The 21,461-nt window shown below is 56.5% G+C and carries 17 protein-coding genes and 4 tRNA genes; 10 read left to right on the top strand and 11 right to left on the bottom strand.

All coding sequences use genetic code 11. From position 1 onward, the window contains the following. Window positions 1-38 precede the first annotated feature (38 nt). The 4 genes from OKX01_RS04515 to OKX01_RS04530 all read right to left on the bottom strand — a co-directional run bounded on the left by OKX01_RS04515 (window position 39) and on the right by OKX01_RS04530 (window position 6,151). Window positions 39-115, bottom strand: a tRNA-Pro gene (locus tag OKX01_RS04515). 211 nt (window positions 116-326) lie between these two features. Further along, window positions 327-403 (bottom strand) — tRNA-Pro (locus tag OKX01_RS04520). A gap of 59 nt (window positions 404-462) precedes the next feature. Further along, the gene (locus OKX01_RS04525) at window positions 463-2,352 is read right to left on the bottom strand and encodes an LTA synthase family protein (protein ID WP_264672536.1); all 1,890 of its coding nucleotides are present in this window, start codon (window positions 2,350-2,352) and stop codon (window positions 463-465) included. A gap of 241 nt (window positions 2,353-2,593) precedes the next feature. Next, on the bottom strand, window positions 2,594-6,151 hold the full coding sequence (locus OKX01_RS04530) for an indolepyruvate ferredoxin oxidoreductase family protein (protein WP_264672537.1): 3,558 nt from the start codon (window positions 6,149-6,151) through the stop codon (window positions 2,594-2,596). A gap of 127 nt (window positions 6,152-6,278) precedes the next feature. Here OKX01_RS04530 and OKX01_RS04535 point away from each other — a divergent pair, with 127 nt between their 5' ends. Next, on the top strand, window positions 6,279-7,232 hold the full coding sequence (locus OKX01_RS04535; RefSeq protein WP_413544470.1) for a LysR family transcriptional regulator: 954 nt from the start codon (window positions 6,279-6,281) through the stop codon (window positions 7,230-7,232). A 5-nt stretch (window positions 7,233-7,237) separates the two neighbouring features. On the opposite strand, the gene OKX01_RS04540 is transcribed toward OKX01_RS04535, so the two are convergent. After that, window positions 7,238-8,539, bottom strand: coding sequence for a phospholipase A (locus OKX01_RS04540; RefSeq protein WP_264672539.1), 1,302 nt, complete (start codon window positions 8,537-8,539; stop codon window positions 7,238-7,240). 267 nt (window positions 8,540-8,806) lie between these two features. Here OKX01_RS04540 and OKX01_RS04545 point away from each other — a divergent pair. The 3 genes from OKX01_RS04545 to OKX01_RS04555 all read left to right on the top strand — a co-directional run bounded on the left by OKX01_RS04545 (window position 8,807) and on the right by OKX01_RS04555 (window position 11,120). Next, a tRNA-Arg gene (locus tag OKX01_RS04545) sits at window positions 8,807-8,883 on the top strand. 213 nt (window positions 8,884-9,096) lie between these two features. Beyond that, a complete protein-coding gene (locus tag OKX01_RS04550) occupies window positions 9,097-9,405 on the top strand; it encodes a DUF485 domain-containing protein (RefSeq protein WP_108727980.1) in 309 nt (102 codons plus the stop codon). Further along, window positions 9,402-11,120: a cation acetate symporter gene (locus OKX01_RS04555; protein WP_094195857.1), complete on the top strand. Its 1,719-nt coding sequence runs from the start codon at window positions 9,402-9,404 to the stop codon at window positions 11,118-11,120. Before OKX01_RS04550 ends, OKX01_RS04555 begins: the two co-directional genes overlap by 4 nt. Before the next feature lie 154 nt (window positions 11,121-11,274). Here the strand turns inward: OKX01_RS04555 and paaX are convergent, their stop codons facing one another. The 4 genes from paaX to OKX01_RS04575 all read right to left on the bottom strand — a co-directional run bounded on the left by paaX (window position 11,275) and on the right by OKX01_RS04575 (window position 14,543). Next, window positions 11,275-12,234: a phenylacetic acid degradation operon negative regulatory protein PaaX gene (gene paaX, locus OKX01_RS04560; protein ID WP_094198276.1), complete on the bottom strand. Its 960-nt coding sequence runs from the start codon at window positions 12,232-12,234 to the stop codon at window positions 11,275-11,277. A 159-nt stretch (window positions 12,235-12,393) separates the two neighbouring features. Continuing rightward, window positions 12,394-13,863 (bottom strand): phospholipase D-like domain-containing protein, encoded by a 1,470-nt coding sequence (locus OKX01_RS04565; protein WP_094195858.1) that lies wholly within the window; start codon window positions 13,861-13,863, stop codon window positions 12,394-12,396. 4 nt (window positions 13,864-13,867) lie between these two features. Next, a complete protein-coding gene (locus tag OKX01_RS04570) occupies window positions 13,868-14,098 on the bottom strand; it encodes a hypothetical protein (protein ID WP_094195859.1) in 231 nt (76 codons plus the stop codon). Window positions 14,099-14,467: 369 nt separating this feature from the next. After that, window positions 14,468-14,543: transfer RNA gene (locus tag OKX01_RS04575), tRNA-His, on the bottom strand. Between the two features lie 194 nt (window positions 14,544-14,737). Here OKX01_RS04575 and OKX01_RS04580 point away from each other — a divergent pair. The 6 genes from OKX01_RS04580 (at window position 14,738) to OKX01_RS04605 (ending at window position 19,413) form a co-directional block, all read left to right on the top strand. Beyond that, the gene (locus OKX01_RS04580) at window positions 14,738-15,364 is read left to right on the top strand and encodes an L-threonylcarbamoyladenylate synthase (RefSeq protein WP_094195860.1); all 627 of its coding nucleotides are present in this window, start codon (window positions 14,738-14,740) and stop codon (window positions 15,362-15,364) included. A gap of 153 nt (window positions 15,365-15,517) precedes the next feature. Next, entirely contained in the window at window positions 15,518-16,168 is a 651-nt protein-coding gene (locus OKX01_RS04585; RefSeq protein ID WP_094195861.1) for a site-2 protease family protein, read from the top strand. Window positions 16,169-16,247: 79 nt separating this feature from the next. Then, window positions 16,248-17,153 (top strand): 4-hydroxy-tetrahydrodipicolinate synthase, encoded by a 906-nt coding sequence (dapA, locus tag OKX01_RS04590; RefSeq protein WP_108727978.1) that lies wholly within the window; start codon window positions 16,248-16,250, stop codon window positions 17,151-17,153. Then, window positions 17,150-18,283, top strand: a complete 1,134-nt coding sequence (gene bamC, locus OKX01_RS04595; protein WP_125276993.1) for an outer membrane protein assembly factor BamC — start codon at window positions 17,150-17,152, stop codon at window positions 18,281-18,283. The genes dapA and bamC overlap by 4 nt, the downstream gene beginning before the upstream one ends. A gap of 430 nt (window positions 18,284-18,713) precedes the next feature. After that, a complete protein-coding gene (locus OKX01_RS04600; protein WP_108727977.1) occupies window positions 18,714-19,034 on the top strand; it encodes a sigma factor-like helix-turn-helix DNA-binding protein in 321 nt (106 codons plus the stop codon). Between the two features lie 10 nt (window positions 19,035-19,044). Continuing rightward, window positions 19,045-19,413 (top strand): FecR/PupR family sigma factor regulator, encoded by a 369-nt coding sequence (locus OKX01_RS04605; RefSeq protein ID WP_264672540.1) that lies wholly within the window; start codon window positions 19,045-19,047, stop codon window positions 19,411-19,413. A 16-nt stretch (window positions 19,414-19,429) separates the two neighbouring features. On the opposite strand, the gene bioD is transcribed toward OKX01_RS04605, so the two are convergent. Together bioD and bioA are read right to left on the bottom strand one after the other, a co-directional pair. After that, window positions 19,430-20,122 (bottom strand): dethiobiotin synthase, encoded by a 693-nt coding sequence (gene bioD / locus OKX01_RS04610; protein WP_264672541.1) that lies wholly within the window; start codon window positions 20,120-20,122, stop codon window positions 19,430-19,432. Beyond that, entirely contained in the window at window positions 20,119-21,459 is a 1,341-nt protein-coding gene (gene bioA, locus OKX01_RS04615) for an adenosylmethionine--8-amino-7-oxononanoate transaminase (protein ID WP_264672542.1), read from the bottom strand. The genes bioD and bioA overlap by 4 nt, the downstream gene beginning before the upstream one ends. Window positions 21,460-21,461: the final 2 nt, after the last annotated feature.

A 21,461-nucleotide genomic window follows, 5' to 3' on the forward strand; every position in this document is an offset into this window, starting at 1 on the left:
AGGCCTTGCAGATTGCTCTGCAAGGCCTTTGAATTTTTTGGTCGGGGCGATAGGATTCGAACCTACGACCCTCTGGTCCCAAACCAGATGCGCTACCAGGCTGCGCTACGCCCCGACTAAGCAAAAAATTATATCCTGTCCTTGTTAACTTGGCAAGCGTATGCCTCATTAAAAAGGGGGCTTGAACGCATTGATGAATCAGGGCTAAGGGCCAATTTTTCACTGCCCAAGGCAAAACACACCATGCAAATAGACTAACGTTCAAGGGGTAGGCAAAGAAAAAGGCTTAGTTCACTGTGCAATGAACTAAGCCTTTAATTCTTTAATGGTCGGGGCGGCGGGATTCGAACTCGCGACCCTCTGGTCCCAAACCAGATGCGCTACCAGGCTGCGCTACGCCCCGACTAAAGACAAGCATAATAGAGCGAATTAAGGGCTTCGTCAAGCCCTGTGCTCTCGGTTTCAGCGTTTTTGCAGGTGGGGCAGGGTGTAAGCCTGTTCGTGGTATGCCCAGCTAGGCCAGAGCACGTGGGCCAGTGCCTCCTTGGCCAATACGTCGTCTATCTGCTCCAGCGGCTCGTACTTGTCCGGTGCGGTATAGCGATATTGGCAAGGCGACTGGTGGGGCATCAGCACGGTCAGGATATCGCCCTTTAGATATCCGTAGTTCTCGAAATATTGCATCATGGCTCGGTCGCTGTCTTGCTGGGTCAGGTCGCGCCCGATCATGGGGTGCTCGCTTTCAATCCCCATCAGGGATAGCAGGGTGGGAGCCAGATCGATCTGGCTGATAATGCGTTCGTCCTGGCGGCTGGGCACACCCCCGCCCAGAATCAGGGCGGGAATATGGAAGTGGCGTAAAGGCACCAGATTGGCCCCACCCACGCGCGAGTCGTGGTCGGCCACAATCAAAAATACCGTGTTGTCCCAATAGTCGGATTGGCGGGCTTTTTTGAAGAAGTCCCCAATGGCCCAGTCCGCGTAACGCACGGTGTTCTCTACGGTGGCAGGGTCGCCTTCGACCTGGATACGGCCAGCCGGGTACTCCCAGGGCGAGTGATTGCTGACGGAGAAGGCCAGTGTCAGGGTAGGCTGCTCCTTGTCCTGGCTAAGTAAATGGTGCAGCTTGTTGAACATATCCTCGTCGCTGGCGCCCCAGGTGCCGACGAACTCGGGGGACTCAAAGCTGGATTGTTCATACAGCTCATCAAAGCCATTGCCCAGGAAAAAGCTCTTCATATTGTCAAAGTGGGCTTCGCCGCCATAGATAAAGCGCGAACGGTAACCTTGCTCTTTGAGTAATTGGGCCAGAGTAAAAAAGCGGGTTTGCGAGCCGGGCAGTCGCAGCACCGCATCGGCCACGGTGGGAGGAAAGCCGGCGGAAACCGCTTCCAGACCACGCACCGAGCGGGTGCCGGTGGCATAAGCACGGCGAAAGTTCCAGCCTGTTTGGGCCAGCTTGTCCAGCTCGGGGGTCAGATTGGCGCCGCCCAGATTGCTGACATATTGGGCGCCCAGGCTCTCCTCTACGATCAGGACCAGATTGGGTTTGCGCTCGCGTTGTTGTGCGGGCGTTTGACGGTGCAGGGTGGGTAATGTGTCAGGGCCGGCAGGCAAAGTTGCCGCATCGCGCACGATCTGGTTCATTTCGGCGGCATCCATGCCACCGTAAATGTCCTGGGCAGAACGCTCGTTTTTCATGCTGTAGATAGCGTAGGCTACGTTGTACAGCGAATTGAGTGGCAGTGTGTTGAGCATGCTGTCGCTGCTCCAGGCCACCGAGGAAGGGTTGATGGGGCGGTGGGCCAAGGTGCCCCGTATCGCCAGTGCGCACAGGGCGGCTCCCACCAGCATCCAGATGGGACGCAGCCACCAGCTCATTACCGGATCGGGGGAGACCTGCCCAAAGATAGCCCAGCCTGAATACACAATCAGGCCCAGTCCGATCAGGGCGATGCCGATCATCAGTCGATAGCCTTTCCAGAGCATGCCCACCACTTCCTGAGGATGTTTCAGGTAGTCCACATACAGCCGGTTTGGACGAGTGTCGTATTCAATAATGAACTGGGGCGTGGAGACTTCCAGCAAGGTCAGCAAAAACCAGGCGAAGGTAAACCAGATGGCTGCGACTGTCGTCATCACCGGGTAGTGTCCCACCCAGGGGGCCAGCAAGACAACGGGGGCGCTCAAGGCGGCAATTATCAGCGCGTCGATACGCAGGCCGCCAATCAGAATGGGCAGCAGACCTCCGGCCTGACGCACACGGGGCCATTGCCATAAGGCAAAAGCCAGCCTGAACGCGGTCAGCAAAATCAGGGCTGAAGGAATAAAAACGTAAACAAGATGGCGCATAAGAAAGTGGTCCTGGGTCGACCTGATTGCCACGGATGGTGGCACTGGCATCGAATTGCACGATTGTATGTCAGTTTGCGGAGCAAACTGTGTCGCTAAGCGACGGTAGTTGTCGCAGAGAACCGGGTTGTGACAGGTGCAGGGTTTAAAGACGAAAAAAAAGCAGGCCGCTTGGAAAGACAGCCTGCTGTTAAGAAGGAGCTAGGGGAAGCCAGCCCGGTGTTCAGGGCCGGCGGTCGGTTCAGGCAACGCGTTGGCTGGGTTCGGTACGGGAGCGGAACTGGCTGCGTTGTTGTTCACGCTGGGCGTAGGCTTTGACATGGCCCGCATCCTTGACATGGCCGTAGCCACGGATCAGATCCGGGTAGTTCAGCCAACGCAGGGCTACTTCCATATTGTCCGCATCCAGGTGGGCGCTGACTTCATTCAGGTCGGCCAGATAGTCTTCAATATTCTGCCGTTCCTGACGGCGCTCCTGGGTGTAGCCAAAGATATCCAGAGCTCCACCACGTAAACCGCGCAGACCGGCCAGAATCTTGAACAAGTGGCGGGTCGAAGGACCAAACTTGCTCTTGGTGGGCTGGCCCTGGCTGTTCTTGCGACCGAGCAAGGGCGGAGCCAGGTGGTATTCAATCTGGTAGTCCTTGCCGGGTTCACCCGCAAACTGGGCGCGCAGCTTGTCCAGGAAGGCCGGGTCGGTATACAGACGGGCGACTTCGTACTCGTCTTTGTAGCTCATCAGCTTGGCCAGTTGCGTAGCAGCGATGCGAGTCAGGGGTAGCGTCTTGTCCTGATCCAGACGCGATTCGCGTTCCATGATCTTGTTGATGGCATCGCGATAGCGTTTGGCCCAGGCTGGGTTCTGATAGGCTGTCAGGTGCTCTTCCATACGCTTGATCAGGGACTGCACGCTTTCCGGGAAAGAGACTGCGCGGGCCTTGGGTGTGGCCCCTTCCATCAAGGTTTCGATACCTTTTTCAGCAGCCAGACGGCCCCATTGGAAAGCTTCGCGGTTGGCTTTGACGGCTACTCCGTTCAGCTCAATGGCGCGCAGCAGGCTGTCCATGTGCAGGGGAATCCAGCCGCGCTGGAAAGCGTAACCCAGCAAGATGGGGTTGGCGTACAGAGCGTCGCCCATGACATGGACCGCCAGCGCATTGGCATCCAGATAGCGGATTTCCTTGCCGACGGCATTTTCAATATCCGTGCAGGCTGTTTGCAGCGGGAATTTCCAGTGTGCGTTACCGATCAGGTCCGAGGTCGGGCTGGCAGCGGTATTGATAATGGTGTGCGTGCGGTCGCGGCTGACACGGCTCAGTACGTCCGTGGAAGCGCTGACCAGGGCGTCGCTGCCAATCAGCAAGGAAGCCTCTCCGGTTGGGACACGAGTGGCATGCAGCAGATCGGGCTGGCGTGCAATTTGCACATGGCTCAGCACGGCACCGCCTTTCTGAGCCAGGCCGGCCATATCCAGGACGCTGACGCCTTTTTGTTCGATATGAGCGGCCATGCCCAGCAAGCCGCCCACTGTTACCACGCCGGTGCCACCAATACCGGCGATCAAAATACCGTAGGTCTTGTCCAGGTCCGGTAGTTTGGGCAGCGGTAGATCGGCCAGATGGAAGGATTCCAGCGAACGGCCTTTCGCTTCTGGCTTGCGTACTTGAGCCCCTTTCAGGGTGACAAAGCTGGGGCAGAAGCCGTTAACACAGGAGAAGTCCTTGTTACAGGAGGACTGGTTGATGCGGCGCTTGGAGCCCATAGGGGTATCCAGCGGCTCGACGGACAGGCAGTTGGACTTGACCGAGCAGTCTCCGCAGCCTTCACAGACCGTGTCATTGATAAAGGCGCGCAGGGCCGGATCCGGGTAAGTCCCTTTCTTGCGACGACGCCGTTTTTCTGTGGCGCAGGTCTGGTCATAGACCAGGATAGTGGTGCCGGGCACTTCACGTAGCTCGCGCTGTACGCGGTCCAGCTCGTCGCGGTGGTAGACAGGCGGATTGCCGGCCAGGGTCATGCCTTTGAATTTCTCGGGCTCGTCGGTAACCACCACAATTTTGCGCGCACCCTCGGCGTGAACCTGGGCAATGACGTCGGTGACTTTCAAGATCCCGTCTACGGGCTGGCCGCCTGTCATGGCGACGGCATCGTTATACAGAATCTTGTAGGTGATATTGGAGTTGGCGGCGATCGAAGCGCGAATTGCCAAAATCCCCGAGTGGAAGTACGTGCCATCGCCCAGATTGGCAAAGACGTGTTTCTCGTCGGTAAAGGGTTGCTGACCAATCCAGGCCACGCCTTCGCCACCCATATGGCTGAAGGTGGAGGTGCTGCGATCCATCCAGACGGTCATGTAGTGACAGCCAATCCCCGCCATGGCGCGGGAACCCTCGGGCACGCGAGTCGAGGTATTGTGCGGACAGCCCGAACAGAACCAGGGTTTGCGCTCCACGCTGACGCGTGGCATCCGAGCTTCACGATCCTTGGCGTCCAGAATGGCCAGACGAGCCTGGATGCGGGCCAGCAGTTCCTCGGAAATGTCCATGGTGCACAGGCGGCGGGCAATGGCGCGCGCAATAATTGCAGGGGACAGTTCACCTTGGGGCGGCAGCAACCAGGGAGAGCGTTGCAACGACCATTCGCCACCCCCGTGTTCGGTCTCGTCAAACTTGCCGTAGACTTTGGGACGTACATCATCGCGCCAGTTGTACAGTTCTTCTTTAAGGGCGTATTCCAGAATCTGGCGTTTTTCCTCCACCACCAGGATTTCGGTCAGTCCGGTGGCGAACTGGCGGGCGTCCTGCCCGTCCAGAGGCCAGATACAGCCCACTTTGAAGAGTCGGATACCCAGCTCGGCACAGAGTTCGTCGGACAGGCCCAGGTCAGCCAGCGCCTGACGGGTGTCCAGATAGGCCTTACCGGCCGTCATGATGCCAAAGCGCGCCTCGGGCGAATCAATCTCGATGCGGTTCAGTTTGTTGGCGCGCACATAAGCCAAAGCGGCGTACCACTTGTGGTTCATCATGCGAGCTTCTTGTGCCAGTGGCGGGTCTGGCCAGCGGATGTTCAGGCCATCGGCGGGCATGTCCTCGAGCTCGGGCAGGACGATGTTCAGGCTGTCCGGGTCCAGGTCTACCGAGGCATTGGACTCCACGACTTCGGTGACGCACTTCAAGGCCACCCACAGGCCGGAGAAACGGCTCATGGCCCAGCCGTGTTGGCCGAAGTCCAGGTATTCCTGCACGTTGGCCGGATACAGCACGGGGATACCGGCGGCGGCGAAAACGTGATCGGACTGGTGGGCAACGGTGGAGGATTTGGCACCGTGGTCATCGCCCGCCAGCACCAGCACACCACCGTGGCGGGAGCTGCCGGCCGAGTTGGCGTGCTTGAACACGTCCATGGAGCGATCCACGCCCGGTCCTTTGCCGTACCACATAGCAAACGTGCCGTCGAAACGGGCACTGGGATACAGATTGGTTTGTTGGCTACCCCAGACGGCGGTAGCGGCCAGATCTTCGTTCAGACCGGGTTTGAACACGATGTCGTGCTCTTTCAGGTGTTTGCTGGCTTGCCACAGAGCCTGGTCTACGCTCCCTAGTGGGGAACCCCGGTAGCCAGAGATAAAGCCGGCCGTATTCAGACCTGCGCGCCGGTCCCGCTCTTTTTGCAACATGGGCAAGCGCACCAGAGCCTGGGTGCCGCTCATATAGGCGCGGCCCTTGGTGACCGTGTATTTGTCATCCAGGGACACCGATTCCAACATGGCCTTGTAAGGTTTGTTGAGTGGGGCATTCATGAGTTTGTCTCCTGCAAGAAGGATTGTTTTCGTGCAAGTTGTTGTCGTTTGTTCTTTAGTCTAGGGCAGCTTTTTGTTATCGTAAAATCAAATTTACGTGTACCTGATATCTGAAAAACGGATGGCTATGAAACACGAAGTGACCTTGAGACAGTTCCGTTATTTTATTGCGGCGGCGGTCAGCGGACAGTTCTCTGCGGCGGCCCAGGCGGAGAATGTCTCGCAGTCGGCTATCAGCAATGCGGTGCAAAGTCTGGAGCGTCAACTGAATGTGGCCTTGTTTGAACGCCTGCCCCACGGCGTGGAGCTAACGCCACAGGGGCAGGCGTTTTTTCACCATGCGCATCACGTGATTGACGCGGTCAGTGACGCACTGAATCACGCTGATTTGCGCCGACAAAATATCGAAGGGCAAATTCGGGTGGCGGCTGGCTATACGGTTCTGGGCTATTTCTTGCCCGACCTGATCAGCCGCTTCAAGCACAGTTATCCTAATATCGACATCGAACTGGTGGATATGGAGCGCCCCGACATGGAGGCGGCCTTGCAAAGTGAGCGCATCGACCTGGGTGTGGCTCTTTTGTCGAATATTACCGATTTGGCCCTGTTTGGGCACCACCGCCTGAGCAGTTCCCGCCGGCGCTTATGGGTCTCAGATCAACACGCACTGGCCAGTGAGTCCAGTGTGTCTTTGGAGCAGATCAATCATTATCCCTACATCTTCTTGACGGTGGACGACGCGGATACGGCGGCCATGCGGCATTGGGGCAGCCCTGGCTTTCCCGAGCGTGTGGCCATGCGGACGCGCTCCCTGGAGGCGGTACGTGGTCTGGTGGCTTATGGCTTTGGCGTGACGATTCTGTCCGATATGGTTTATCGGCCCTGGTCTTTGGAAGGCAAGCGTATTCACGCGATCGGCATTACCGATGCGGTGGAGTCTGTCGAGGTGGGCTTGTTGTGGCCCAAAGAACGTGAGCCGCAAGGTCTGGTGGCCTTGTTCCAGCGTTTTCTGATCCAGGCCTGTGATCATGATATGGCCCGCGCCGGCATGGGAAGCCGGCGCGGTGGGGGCTTGCTCTAGCAGTTTTATGGCACCAGGGCCAGACCGATACGGAATTGCGAAGAACGATCGCGGTAACCGAGCATGGTTTCCGCGTAGCCCGAGAAGTACTGGCCGTAGAGGTAGCCATTCATGTTCAAGGGGGTGCGTTTGAGCGGCCAGGCAATCGAGAACTCGTGCGTGTTGCGGCTGCCAGCACCCTTGTTATACATGCCAGAGAGCACCAGACCGTTGTCCTGAGCGTAGCGGATCTTCCAGTCGTAGCGGCCACGATAGTGAGCCCAGTCTGCGTTCTCGCCCATGAACACATAGTGCTTGATACGTGGGGCAAACGTCAGTGTGGCTCCGTGATCAAAGCGGTAGTTGAACTCGGGCTGGATAAAGACCTCGTTCATGGAGCGGGAGTCCTCACCGGCCTTGCCGTTAGAGGCGTGCTCGTAGCCGGTAGCCAGGCCCATGAACAGGCGTTTTTGCTCGGACTCCCAGATGGAGTCCTTGCGCCAGAAAAAGCTGGGGCGGTACGTGGTGTCGACAAAGGGCTTGGAGTCGGCGTGCAGATCCCACAGCGCAGTTTGCGTGTAGCCAATGTAGAAGTGATCGTAGAACTTCGGATGGCTGGGGTCCTGTGGCGAGTGCAAACGGTACTTGAAGCTTAACTGGAAGCGAGCGTTTGTCCCGCCTTTACTGCCACCAATAAAGTAGGTTGGGTCGTGTGCCGAGATGGCGTTACTGAAGTTCTCAAAGCTGGAGGTTGCCGGGCGCAAGCCCTCTCCGCTATTGATGGCTGGACCTTCTGGCTGAGCGCCAGCGGCCACCGCCTGAGCGTAGGGCAACTCGGGATCGATGACGCCAGGATCACGGCCTGCGCCGGCATTCACAACCGGTGCGGTGGCAGGCAAAGAGGTAATCGGGCTTTGGCCTTGCGGGTTGGTATCCAGTGCCAACATCACACGCTCGCCTTCAATATTGACCGCTTGCAGGCCGGTTAACCCGTTGGGGACCACGGCTCGCCAACTGTAGGCGGTGAAATTGTTGGTGGGGATAGACGCACGTGGCCGGGAAGTAACCAGTTCGGCCAGGCTGCGGATGACGTTGCCGTTGGTGTCGCGCCACTGCAAAACCAGATTTTGCGGGGCAGTCCAGTTCATCAAGCTGCCTGTGTCGTTATAGACGATGGCATCAATGTTGACGCTTTCGCCCGAACTGGCTTGTACTTGGCGCAATTGATAGCTAATACCGGCCTGTGCGGTGCTCAGGAATGCGCTCAAAAGTAGGAGGGGGGCCGATAAGCGTAAAGAGTGCTTGCTTAGTTTCTTTGTTGCCGGCATGGAAGAAAAGTCCAGGAAAACAAGTTAATCCGTACAAGACTGTACCATTTGCGATTCAAAATACTCTCTATAATTATTTTTTTTACAGTATTGACACTGCGACTTGCTCGCGGCTTATCGAAAACGACTTTTCAGGCTAGAATACGCGATTGTCCTTTTCAAGCTTGTTTTGTTACGAAAAAACCTTGAAACGGGTCCCGGCGCTTGCCGGACCTTTGCATCAGGACCTTGCATTGTCGGCAGTTCTGACGATGCCACCATCACCTGGCGGGTGTAGCTCAGTTGGATAGAGCACAGGCCTTCTAAGCCTGGGGCCGGGGGTTCGAACCCCTCCACCCGCGCCACCTTACTTCCCTTTTTGCGTGCAACTTTTGTGCTCCTAGGCATAACCCTGAGGCGGCACAATTAGTAAGTATGGTGTAAGTGTCGGGCTCTAATGTTCACCGCATAGACGTCGGCAGGCGTCTTCATAGCGCCGTTTTCAGCCTTTTCGGGCTGGGTCGGTTCATAAGATACGCCAGCAAAATAAGGCGTTCAGAACAATGCGGAGACAAACTATGCAAGACCCCCTTGTAGGTCGGATAACGGCCAATCCTCGCTATCAAAATCTGGTCAAGACCCGGTTGCGGTTGGGTTGGACACTCACCATCATCATGCTGGTGGCCTATTACAGTTACATCGGCATTATTGCTTTCGACAAGGAATTGTTTGCAATGCGCTTGGGTGAAGGCGTCATGACCTTGGGTATTCCTATTGGTTTTGGCGTCATTGTTTTGGCGGTGGTGATTACAGGTATTTATGTCTGGCGCGCCAATACCAAGTTCGACCAGATGGCCAAGGAAGTTCTTGAGGAGGTGCGTAAATGAAACGTTCCTACCTTCGTTTCGGGCTCGTTCTGGGTTTGATGCTGACCAGCCCCGCCTTGTTGGCGGCAGGTGGCGATCTGGGCGAGCTGCAAAAGCAGCCAACCAACTGGACCGCTATTGGCATGTTCGCGGCCTTTGTGCTGGCGACCTTGTGGATTACCAAATGGGCGGCTGCCCGCACCAAGTCGGTCTCTGACTTCTACACGGCAGGTGGCGGTATTACAGGCTTTCAAAACGGCCTGGCCATTGCCGGTGACTATATGTCTGCGGCTTCCTTTTTGGGTATTTCCGCTGCGGTGATGATCAATGGCTACGACGGCCTGATCTACTCCATCGGCTTTTTGGTCGGCTGGCCGATCATTACGTTCCTGTTGGCAGAAAAGCTGCGTAATCTGGGTAAGTTCACTTTTGCTGACGTGGCTGCGTATCGCTTTCGCCAAGGTCCTATCCGCGCCTTTGCGGCTTCGGGCACGCTGGTGGTCGTTCTGTTTTACCTGATCGCACAGATGGTAGGTGCGGGCCAGTTGATCAAGCTGCTGTTTGGTCTGGAATACTGGGTGGCCGTGGTGCTGGTGGGTGTGTTGATGATGGTCTATGTGCTGTTCGGTGGCATGACCGCGACTACCTGGGTGCAGATCATCAAGGCTGGGCTACTGCTGTTCGGTGCCTCTTTCATGGCCATCATGGTACTGGCGCAATATGGTTTTTCGCCGGAAAAACTGTTTGCGGCGGCAGTACAGGTCAAGACCGATGCCGCTATCGCTGCCGGTAAAGATGCGGTTCAGGCCTCCACAATTGGTCAGGCCATCATGGGACCGGGTAACTTCATCAAGGATCCGATCAGCGCTATTTCCTTCGGTATGGCCTTGATGTTCGGTACCGCTGGTTTGCCACACATCCTGATGCGCTTTTTCACGGTGCCTGATGCAAAAGAAGCACGTAAATCCGTGTTTTGGGCAACCACCTGGATTGGCTATTTCTACATCCTGACCTTCATCATTGGCTTTGGCGCTATCGTGCTGGTGTCCACCAACCCTCGCTTCCTTGAAGATGGCGGAGTGTTGATTGGTGGTACCAATATGGCCGCTGTGCACTTGGCTGATGCCGTGGGTGGCGACGTGTTCCTGGGCTTTATGTCGGCGGTTGCTTTTGCCACGATTTTGGCTGTGGTGGCTGGCTTGACTCTCTCCGGTACGTCGGCTGTGTCGCATGACCTGTACTCCACGCTGATCAAAAAAGGCGAGGCCACGAACGAGGAAGTGATGCGTGTATCGCGTACGACTACCTTGGTCCTGGGGGTGATTGCCGTGTTGCTGGGTATTCTTTTCGAGAAACAGAATATTGCCTTCATGGTGTCACTGGCCTTCGCGATTGCGGCCTCGGCTAACTTCCCGGTTCTGTTCCTGTCCATTATGTGGAAGGGTTGCACGACGCGTGGCGCGACAATTGGCGGCTTCTTGGGTCTGATCGTGGCGTTGCTGCTGACCTTGCTCTCGCCATCGGTGTGGGAAGCCACGTTGGGTAATCCGGCTGGCACGGCTCCATTCCCGTATGCGTCGGCGGCGCTGTTCTCCATGCCGTTGGCGTTCCTGGCGATCTGGTTCTTCTCGATCACTGATCGTAGTGCTCGCGCCGAGATTGATCGTGCCGGTTTTGAGGCTCAGTCTGTGCGTTCCGAGACGGGTGTGGGTGCTGCAGCGGCGTCTGCACACTAATCTGCTCTGACAGGCCGGGCCTGAGTGCCCGAGCCTGATCCTGAAAACGTATAAAAACCCCGGTGTGATTCAGATCACACCGGGGTTTTTTATGTGTCCCTGCGTCAGTCCCTGCGTCAGTCCCTGCGTCAGTCCGCAAGCTCAGGCGTCGGGCTTAGGCTTGGCTCTCGGATGGAACCGGCAGACCGTCAAAGCGTTCATAAAAGTAGGCTGCTGCTTCAGGTGCCTGCTCGTCTTCGGCCCGCAAGGTGGACAGAATATAGCGCTCGGCCTTGGCGCACACCAGGCGATACACGTCCCGACACAGCTCATAGGCCTGTTTGCCGGCCCAGCCCGCTGGCAATAGCTCAATGGGCAGTTGGGGGTCATGCAACTGAATACGGCGAAACTCGTGAATCAACAGGGTGCGAATCACAAAGGCCAGCTCGTCGTTGTAATCCTGTCCTGCCTCCAGCATGGCCAGAGCAGGCGCAAAACGCCGGATGAACTGCCCGTAGCCGCTGGCTACCTGGGCCAGATCCCAACTGTCCTGAATCAGTTGAGACAGGGGACGGGTTTGGGGAAGTTGGGAGGGCTCCAGCTTAGCGACATAAACCAGTGACTGAGCCTGGGTAGCCTGCAGGATGTAATCCAGAATGGTGTGATCCGGGTTCGGGTGCAGGAAAGCGGTGGGTGACAGGGCGCAAAACCCTTCCCACAGCAGTTCCTTGCGCAGGTCGGCGCGTTGTTTGGAATTCATCATCAGGGTGGGCATGCTGAAGATCAGTGTCCATTGACCATCCCAGGCTAGGTAAGTGGGGGTGTAGATGCGTTGATAGGCATGCTCGAAGCGTTGGCTGGCTTCGGGACGCAAAGTGTATTGACTGCGTCGGCCCTCGCGTTGTGCGCTTAGCCAACCTTCTTCGGCCAGCCGGTATACGCTGGTGCGCACCAGCCGGTCGCTGATCCCGAAGGGGGCCAGCAACTGAATCAGGCTTCCCAGCCAGAGTTTGCCGCCATGAGGGCGAATCACGTCCCCAAACAAGGTCATGACCAGGGACTTGGCACGGGGTGGGCGGTGTTCAAGGTGGTGGGCGGCCCATTGGGCCAGGTCGGAATAAGAAAGCTCGGACATTGTTTTTTTAAAGGCGCTCATGGCTGTATGGGAACGGCACGCCTGTCTGTGTTGACCGTTTAAGCGCTTGATTATACGGGGTGGGTGCGCAAGCGGATTGAAAGATTGTGCAAGCCAAGGGCTTTCCTTAGGCTTGCTGTCGTGTCATCGACGCACACCCTATAAATAGGGGCTGGCCAGCCAGATCAGGCGGTTACGCAAGCGTTTACCAAAACCAATCGAACTTAAGGACTCCAGGCTGACGGCTTCGGCCTCTTCAATCTCCAGATCAATCAGGTTCTGGATTTGGCGGGCCGTATCGCGGCTGTAAATTTCCACGTCCAGCTCGAAGTTCAAACGCAAGCTGCGCGGGTCCAGATTGGATGAACCAATATAGGACCAGGCGCCGTCAATGGTCATGAGCTTGGAGTGGTTGAAGGGGCCGCGCGCGCGCCAGACCCGGCAGCCGGCGCGTAGAACCTGATCCAGTTGGGCTGTCATGGCGTAATTGACCAGACGCAGATTGTTTTGTCCGGGGATGACGATATCGACCTGAACGCCACGGCGGGCGGCGGTATTCAAGGCCCCTAGCAGGATCTGGTCGGGCAGAAAGTAGGGCGATTGAATACGGATATGGCGCTGGGCAATGGCAAACGCACCTTGCAGCATATGGTGGGTGCTGGCCATGAAGCGGTCAGGTCCAGAGGCAATGCAACGGGCGGGCACATGAGGCCGAGGCGCGGGCGTGGAGCTGGCATGCCAATAGGCGGGGGACAGGTCCTCGCGCGTGGTGAACTGCCAGTCGTGCCGGAAAGAGGCCAGCAACTGCATGACAGCCGGGCCCTCCAGGCGAAAGTGTGTGTCCTGGGATGGTTTGCCCTCGCTGTACTGCGCCATAAAGGATTCACGCAAATTCATGCCGCCGGTAAAGCCTACTGTGCCATCCACAATCAGTAGCTTGCGGTGACTGCGAAGATTGGCGTAGGGCATGCGTAAAAAGCCCAGCGGGTTGGTCATGAACAGAGCGCACCGTATGCCTTCGCGGCGCAGCAATCGCACAATCGGCGTGCGCGAGTATTTCGCTCCAATGGCATCGACCAGCACACGAATCTGCACGCCACGTTGATGGGCTCGTGACAGAGCACTGACGAACTCGCGCCCCAGGCGGTCGCTATCGAAGATATAGCTTTGCAAGGCAATGGTGCTGTGAGCCTGCTCAATGGCCTGCAGCATGGCGGGATAGGTCTGATCGCCACCGACCAGGACGCGTACATTATTGCCGTTGCGTAATTGGCTGCGGCTGACGCGATCGCCCAGAATCTGTAAAGAGCGAAACGGTGCGCCGACCAGGGCGCCAATGTCCGAGACGGGGGGATGCAGGTAAGTGACCTGCTCATAGAATACGTCCGCACTTTGTTCCAGGCGGCTTTGTCTGCGTACGCGGTTGATTCCCGCAATTAAATACAGAAATGGCCCCAGCAGCGGAGACATGATGATGACGCCCACCCAACTGATGGCTGCGCGCACATCGTTCTTGGTCATGGCGGCGTGAATGGCTGCCGATGCGCCCAGTATCACGCTGAGCGCCAGAGCCAGATGCGGCCAGTAATCGTGCAGCAGGGAGCGCAGATGGATCAGATGCTCTTGCATGGGGTCAATTGCTACGGTCGGGTAGGTCAGGACGTTGGTAAAGACTGTGCATCCAGGAAGGGTTCGGCTCACCTCGGGCAGCAAATTGCTGTAGACGCGAGGGGGAACGCCAGACGCCACCTCCTATGCCGGGCGACGGTTGGACGCCATACCAAAACCATTGGCCGTCTTCATCTTGTGCCAGCCAATCCCAATGGGCGGGTGCCTGATCCCAGCAGGGGAAACCGAGTGTCATCAGCAAACTTCCAGGAAATGGGACAGATTAGAGTATAAGAAAGTGTGGTTTTGTGCCAGTTTCTATTACAGACGACGCGGGCCGAAACGCCAGGCGTTTGATGGAGGGCGACACGGTTGACGAGCGGACCTGCTAATTTGAAGGGCGGGGCGGCGGGTGCAAGTCAAGGCAGGCAAGGGTTTCACATTCAAACACAGTTTATTGTCCTGCCTGAACGTGTGTGGGGGTGTGCGAAGGCGCCAAACTTGCTACGATGAACAAACGCAAAAAAGCCCGCTACGTGGCGGGCTTTCAAGTATGTTTTTTCCAGTTCCTGGCTTTGGCTTCTTTTTAAGGAGATACGCAAAACGCTGGAAGCGGTAAATTTTTTGGGGTGACCGATGGGGCTCGAACCCACGACAACCGGAATCACAATCCGGGACTCTACCAACTGAGCTACGGTCACCACTGTTTACTGCTTTTTGCTTCAGGCCTACTTTAGGGTGGGCTGTGAAGTAAAAAATGTATTCTAGCATGCTTTTTTTAAATAATGCAACACTCATGCATGAATACGCCGACCCTGAGTCCTGCTCCGGTCTTGCCGGTCACGGTGTGGCTCAGGTTTAATGATTTCCCCTCGTAATAGCAAGGAAGCGCGAAATGTCTCAATTATTCGTCGTTCATCCCGAAAACCCCCAACCCCGCGCATTGGCTCAAGCAGCCGAATTATTGGCTAAAGGAGGGCTGCTCGCCATTCCTACCGATTCCAGTTATGCCGTTGTCGCTCGTCTGGACGACAAGTCGGCCGCTGACAACCTGCGTCGTTTGCGTGGCTTGGATGACCGTCATCATCTGACCTTGCTGTGTCGTGATCTGGCCGAGATCAGCCACTTTGCCAAAGTGGACAACCCGCAGTATCGCCTGCTGAAAATGGCCACCCCCGGTCCGTGGACCTTTATTCTGGAAGCTACCAAGGAAGTGCCGCGCCGCGTGTCGCATCCTTCGCGCAAAACTATTGGTATTCGGGTGCCCGACCAGAAAGTGGCCCTGGCCTTGATGGAGCAAGTGGGCAGCCCCCTGATCTCCACCACCCTGATTCCCGACGGTGAAGACGAGCCCTTGAACGATGCCCAGGAAATTCTGGACCGTTATGCGCATCAACTGGCGGCGGTTGTCGATGGTGGACCGTGCCCCTTGCAGGCCACTACTGTCATTGATTTGACGGGCCCAACGCCCGAAGTGTTGCGTCGCGGGTCGGGTGATCCGTCTACGCTGGGCCTGTCTTGATCCCTGACTGACACAAAACTCGCGTCCAAGTGCGTATCCGTGTTTCAATTCTGAACCTTGGGGCAGCACTCGCTGTCCCAATCAGACGGGCCGCGTGTAGGTGGCTTATCCTTTGTGAGTGGATAGTCCCACGGCCCGGACCCAAGGATCACCATGGACTCTTTTATACAGACCTTGACGGTCTATGCTTTGCCTGTCATTTTCGGCATTACGCTACATGAAGCCGCCCATGGCTACGTCGCGCGTATGTTTGGCGACCCCACGGCGATGCTGGCCGGTCGTATCAGCCTGAACCCACTGCGCCACATTGACCCTATCGGCACCATTGTGGTGCCTGCGGTTCTGTTGCTCTCCAGCGCCATGATGGGCATGGGGGGCATTTTGTTTGGCTGGGCCAAACCTGTGCCAGTGGATTGGGGACGTTTGCGCAATCCCAAACGCGACATGCTCTGGGTTGCCTTGGCCGGCCCGGCCTCCAATATGCTGATGGCTATTTTGTGGGTCCTTTATGCCCATTTGATGGTCAAGCTGGGGCAGGGTGACAGCCGCTTCTGGATGGGGATGGCAGTGGCTGGCGTACAGGTCAACCTGGTGTTGATGGCACTGAATCTACTGCCTTTGCCGCCTTTGGACGGTGGGCGCATTGTATTTAGTCTATTGCCTAATCGTTGGGCCTATCATTATTCTCGTATCGAGCCTTATGGCATGATCATTCTGATCTTGCTGATGTTTACCGGTGTGCTCTGGACCCTGATGAGTCCTTTGATTGCACTGGGTGAAGGCATATTGAAATGGTTCTTATGATTTAACGGCTTATCCGTTAAACTTGTGAGTCATATTTTTTTTGGGCTATAGGGCCTTAAACCCGGAGATTCATCTCATCATGGCAAGTTCGGACTCTGCTATTTCCAATTTTCAGGGCAGTATGGTTGCCCTTGTTACACCCATGGATCCCAATGGGGGTCTGGATTTTGCCGCTTACCGAAAGCTGATCGACTGGCACATTCAGGAAGGAACGCGTGTGCTGGTGGTTGTTGGGACCTCGGGCGAATCGCCGACGGTGTCGGTTGATGAACACGCTGAACTGATCAAGATTGCCGTTGAGCACGCCGCCGGTCGTGTTCCGGTGATTGCTGGTGTGGGTGGCAACTCCACCCGTGAGGCCATTGAGCTGTCGCGTCACGCCCAGCAAGTGGGTGCAGACGCTGGCTTGTCGGTGGTGCCTTACTACAACCGTCCCACCCAGGAAGGCATGTACCAGCACTTTCGCGCTATTGCCGAAGCGGTGAGCCTGCCCCAGTTTCTGTACAACGTGCCAGGCCGCACGGTCGCCGATTTGCAGAACGATACCGTGCTGCGTCTGGCTCAAATCCCCAACATCATCGGTATCAAGGACGCAACGGGCGACTTGGCTCGTGGTGGCTTGCTGCTGCGCGATGCGCCGGAAGACTTTATTGTGGTCAGCGGTGATGATCCTACCGCTGCTGCGTATATCTTATTGGGCGCCAAAGGCAATATTTCCGTGACGGCCAACGTGGCCCCACGCCTGATGAGCCAGTTGTGTCAGGCTGCTCTGGATATGGACGTACCGACGGTACGCCGTTTGAATGCCTATCTGGCAGGTTTGAATAAGAACCTGTTTATTGAGGCTAACCCCATTCCCGTGAAATGGGCCGTTGCAGAAATGGGCCTTACTCAGCTGGGATATCGTTTACCATTGACGCCGTTAAGTGCACAGCATCACGAATTGCTGCGTCAATCCTTGAAACTTGCGGATCTTCTTCCATGATTGCTAAGCCAGTTAATAAAAGCCTGATAGGGCTGTCTTTGAGCCTATTGGTACTGTCGGGCTGCTCGACAATGGACCAGATAATGGGTCAGGGCGAGTCGGTGAATTACAAGAGTACGGTTGCAGGCGATCCATTGAGCATTCCGCCGGATCTGACCCAGGCTAACCGCGACGCACATTACCGTGCGCCAGAAGGTGTCACGTCTTATTCGGTCTACTCGCAAGGCCAGAATGCGCAGCAACTCAAAGGCGGGGCAGATGATATCCTGCCTCAGTCCGACGCCATCAAGGTGATGCGTGACGGTGATCTGCGTTGGCTGGTTGTAGACCGGCCCGTGGAAGACCTGTTCCCCCGTATTATCGAATTCTGGGGTGATCATGGTTTTACCATTCAGTCTCAAGATCCTCGTGCTGGTTTGATCCAGACCGATTGGGCTGAAAACCGTGCCAAGATTCCAGAAAGCTGGATTCGCAGCGCCTTGGGTTCCATCATCGACCAGGTCTTTGACAGCGGCGAACGTGACCGCTTCCGCACCCGCTTTGAGCGTGTCGGCAACAAGACCGAAATCTATGTGTCTCACCAGCATATGGAAGAGACACCGACGGCAGACGGCACCGCCTTTAAGTGGGTGTTTGCCAAAGAAGATCCCGGTCTGAATGCCGCCATGCTGGCTCGCATGATGGTGTTTTTGGGCTCGGATATTGAAACCGCACGTGAACAAGTGGCCAATGCCACCAAGGATCCTGCTGGCGTTCAAGTCCAGACCTCAGACAAGGGCGATCAGGCCGAATTGATGCTGAGCGAGTCCTTTGATCGTGCATGGCGTCGTGTTGGCGTGGCCATCGACTCCGCCGGCTTCTCGGTTGAAGATCGTGACCGTTCCGCTGGTGAATTCTTTATCCGCTATCTGGATTCGGATACCGGCGAGAAGATCGAACAGCAAAACATTATTGGTCGCCTCTTCGGCAGCCGCAACACCGCCGAAGCCACTCCGTTCCGCATCAAGCTCAGTGCTCAAGGTGCAGGCACTCGCGTAACGGTGCTGGATCAGCAAGGCCAGGAACAGACGACAGCGACAGCCAAGCGCATTATTAATGTGCTGTCCACCAATCTGCGCCCCGGTAGCTGATTGTTGTAAGCTGGCCTGCGGGTCGCCTGGAAAAAGCCCTGGTTTCGTGCCAGGGCTTTTTTTATGTCTTTGCCCCGTACTGCGTGACCTTGCTCTTTTTCTCTTATCGAAGAAGAGCTAACAGGGGCAAGGAATACTATGAGGTCAAGGTGATTAGCGCTTGTTTTCCCTTTACAGAAGAAGAGGCACTTGGCGGCCTTTTCCTGAAAGGACGCAGTACTTTTTTCAGGCTACGCTGGGCTTTGTTGGTAGTGTCTGTATTGCTGTTGCCCCTGAAAGTGGCGCAAGGCCTTTTTCTGGCAGGGGTTTGAGAGAGAGCACCTTTTATTTTCTGAGCAGAGTAAATCTTTATCGAGCAGGGCTGGACTTTCTCCAAAACAGTAAAGATAATAGGAACTATTATCATTTAGTGTGTTTTAGGGAGTGGCCCATGCTGAAATCGTTTTACCGTAACGGTTTACGTTTTTGCCTGCGCATGCTGCGTGGCTCACAAGCCTCTGTTCATGCTCCTTCAGAACCGGGGGCTCGTGTGTTGGCGATGATCGAGGCCTTGCCTCGTCGTCGTCGCGAAGCTTTTGTGCTGCATCGCTTCGAGGGGCTGAACTACAAAGAAATTGCGACTCGCATGGGCACTAGCCCCCGAGTGGTTGAGCACTATATCCGCATGGCTATGCTGGCGTGCCGTCACAATCCGGCACAGGCCAATCGGGTGGATGGGGTCGTGCCGCGTCCGGCTGGTTCGTATGTCTAAGGACGAGCACATGCAGCACATTGATGAGCAGGCCTTGAGCTGGCTGCTTAAGCATCATGATCCCAAACACCAGAACGATGCCCGCAGCCAGTCCGCGTTCCGTGCCTGGCTGTCCATTGATCCCCAGCACCAGGCTGCTTTCTTGCGTTGGAAGCTGGAGTGGGAAGCGATGGATGGAATCAGCCAGGAGCAACTGACCAATTTGCGTGCAACATCCCGGCAAGCCGCAGCAGGGCAGGGAACATGGCGTCAACGCGTGCTAAATCGCTGCGTGGACGTCTGGTCTGCCAACCCCGCCTTGCGTTTTGCCTTGGGCGGCGCGGTGTGTCTGCTGCTGGGCGTGGCGTTTCTAGGTAGCGTCGGCAGCTACTTTCTTTAAGCTCCATAAAAAGCGCTTAGTCTTTATCTTCCCAGGGTGAACGTAGATAGTGCGCCGCTTGCTGGATACGATCATCCAGTGTGGTGGCATTCAGTCTTGGAATGACACCCAGACAAGGGCCGGGCAGATAGTCATGCAGCGTTTGCAGGTTCTCCTTGGCATAACTCATCTCCGGGGCGATGTGGTTGGCGACCCAGCCCAGCAGGGGCAAACCACTGGCGCGTATGGCTTGAGCCGTCAGCAAAGCATGATTCAAGGCCCCCAAACGTAAACCAACAACCAAGACCACTGGTAGCTGCAAAGCCTGCGCCAGATCGACGCCTGTCCGACCTTGGCCCAAGGGCAGCATGAAGCCACCCACCCCTTCGACGACGACATAGTCCGCTGATTTCACCGCTGCTTGAACCGTCTTTTGAATCAGGGTCGGTTCCAATTCGATGCCTGCTTGCTCAGCCAGAATATGAGGGGCCGCAGCCGGTTTAAACAGGTACGGTGTCAGCGTTTCCGGGGCAGCGTTCAGGCTGGAGTGCCGCGCCAGGGCATTCACATCCTCGTTGTGTAGACGGCCATTTATTTCTTCCGCTCCCGATGCAATGGGTTTGATGCCTAGCGTGCTTGCGCCGCTTTGGTTCAGCACGTGGAGCAACGCCGAGCTGACCAGCGTTTTGCCAATCTCCGTATCGGTGCCCGTCACAAAGCAGGCCCTCATGCGTATTCCTTTAGCAGGCGACCTAAGCCAGTCAATACATGTTCGATTTCTTTCGTACCCCATAGATAGCCGGGCATCAGATATACCGTATTGCCGATAGGGCGCAGCATCAGCCCCTGTTGCAGGGCAGAGTGGTAAAAGCGTCGTGCGAAGCCCTGGTGATCGTACTGGGCTGGGCCCGTGTCCAGATCAAAGGCCCAGATCACTCCGCAGCGGCGCAGATGCTGCATCTTGGGATATTGCCGATTCAGTTTGTGCAAGCCGTCATCAAGTGCTTGTCCCAGCGTTTTTTGCAGCTCGTAGACAGGGTATTGCTGAAACAGCTCCAAGGTGGCCAGCGCTGCGCGGCAGGCCAAGGGGTTGCCGGTGTAGGAGTGGGAATGCAGAAAGCCCCGACGCAAGTCCTGGTCATAAAAACCTTGATAAATCGTGGGGCTGGATAGCACCACGGACAAAGGCAATGTCCCGCCGGTAATTCCCTTGGACAAGCACAGCAGATCTGGCCAGATACCTGCTTGCTCACAGGCAAAGAAGGTGCCGGTACGCCCGCAACCCACAGCAATTTCGTCCAGAATCAAATGCACCTGATAGCGGTCGCATAGCTCGCGCACACCGCGCAGATAGTCGGGTGAGTGCATGCACATGCCAGCCGCACATTGCACCAGGGGTTCCAAAATCACAGCGGCAATATCCTGATGGCTATTCAGAATCTGTTCCAAAGACTGCAGGGCGTTTTCGGTGATCTGGCTGTGTTCGTCCGGGCTCTTGGCCTGCCGCAGATCGGGGCTGGCTGCGGTGTACTGCTGGCCTAGCTGTGAGCCGTAGTTTTCTCGGAACAAGGGCACATCGGTCACGGCTAGCGCACCCAGCGTCTCGCCGTGGTAGCCCTGTGCGATGCCTACGAAACGGTGCTTGTGCTCCTGCCCCTGGTTGCGCCAGTAATGCACGCTTAGCTTGAGGGCAATTTCCACGGCGGAAGCGCCATCGCTGGCATAAAAAGCATGGCCTAAGCGATGATCGCTCAAGGCGGCCAAGCGCTCGGACAGTTGCACGACCGGCTCGTGGGTCAGGCCGCAGAGCATGATGTGGTCTAACTGCTGTACCTGATCGCTAATTGCCTGCACCAGATGCGGGTGGCTATGCCCGAACAGGTTTACCCACCAGGAGCTGATGGCGTCCAGATAGGCGTTGCCATCGGCATCATACAGCCAGGCGCCCTGGGCGCGTTTGATCGCCAGTAGCGGTACGCCTTGATCGTGGTGCTGCATCTGAGTGCAGGGATGCCAGACCGCTTGTAGGCTGCGTTGGGCCAAAGGGGGAAAGGAGTTTGAGTTCATGG

The organism is Alcaligenes sp. SMD-FA, assembly GCF_025960365.1.
Taxonomy (GTDB): Bacteria; Pseudomonadota; Gammaproteobacteria; order Burkholderiales; family Burkholderiaceae_B; genus Alcaligenes; species Alcaligenes aquatilis.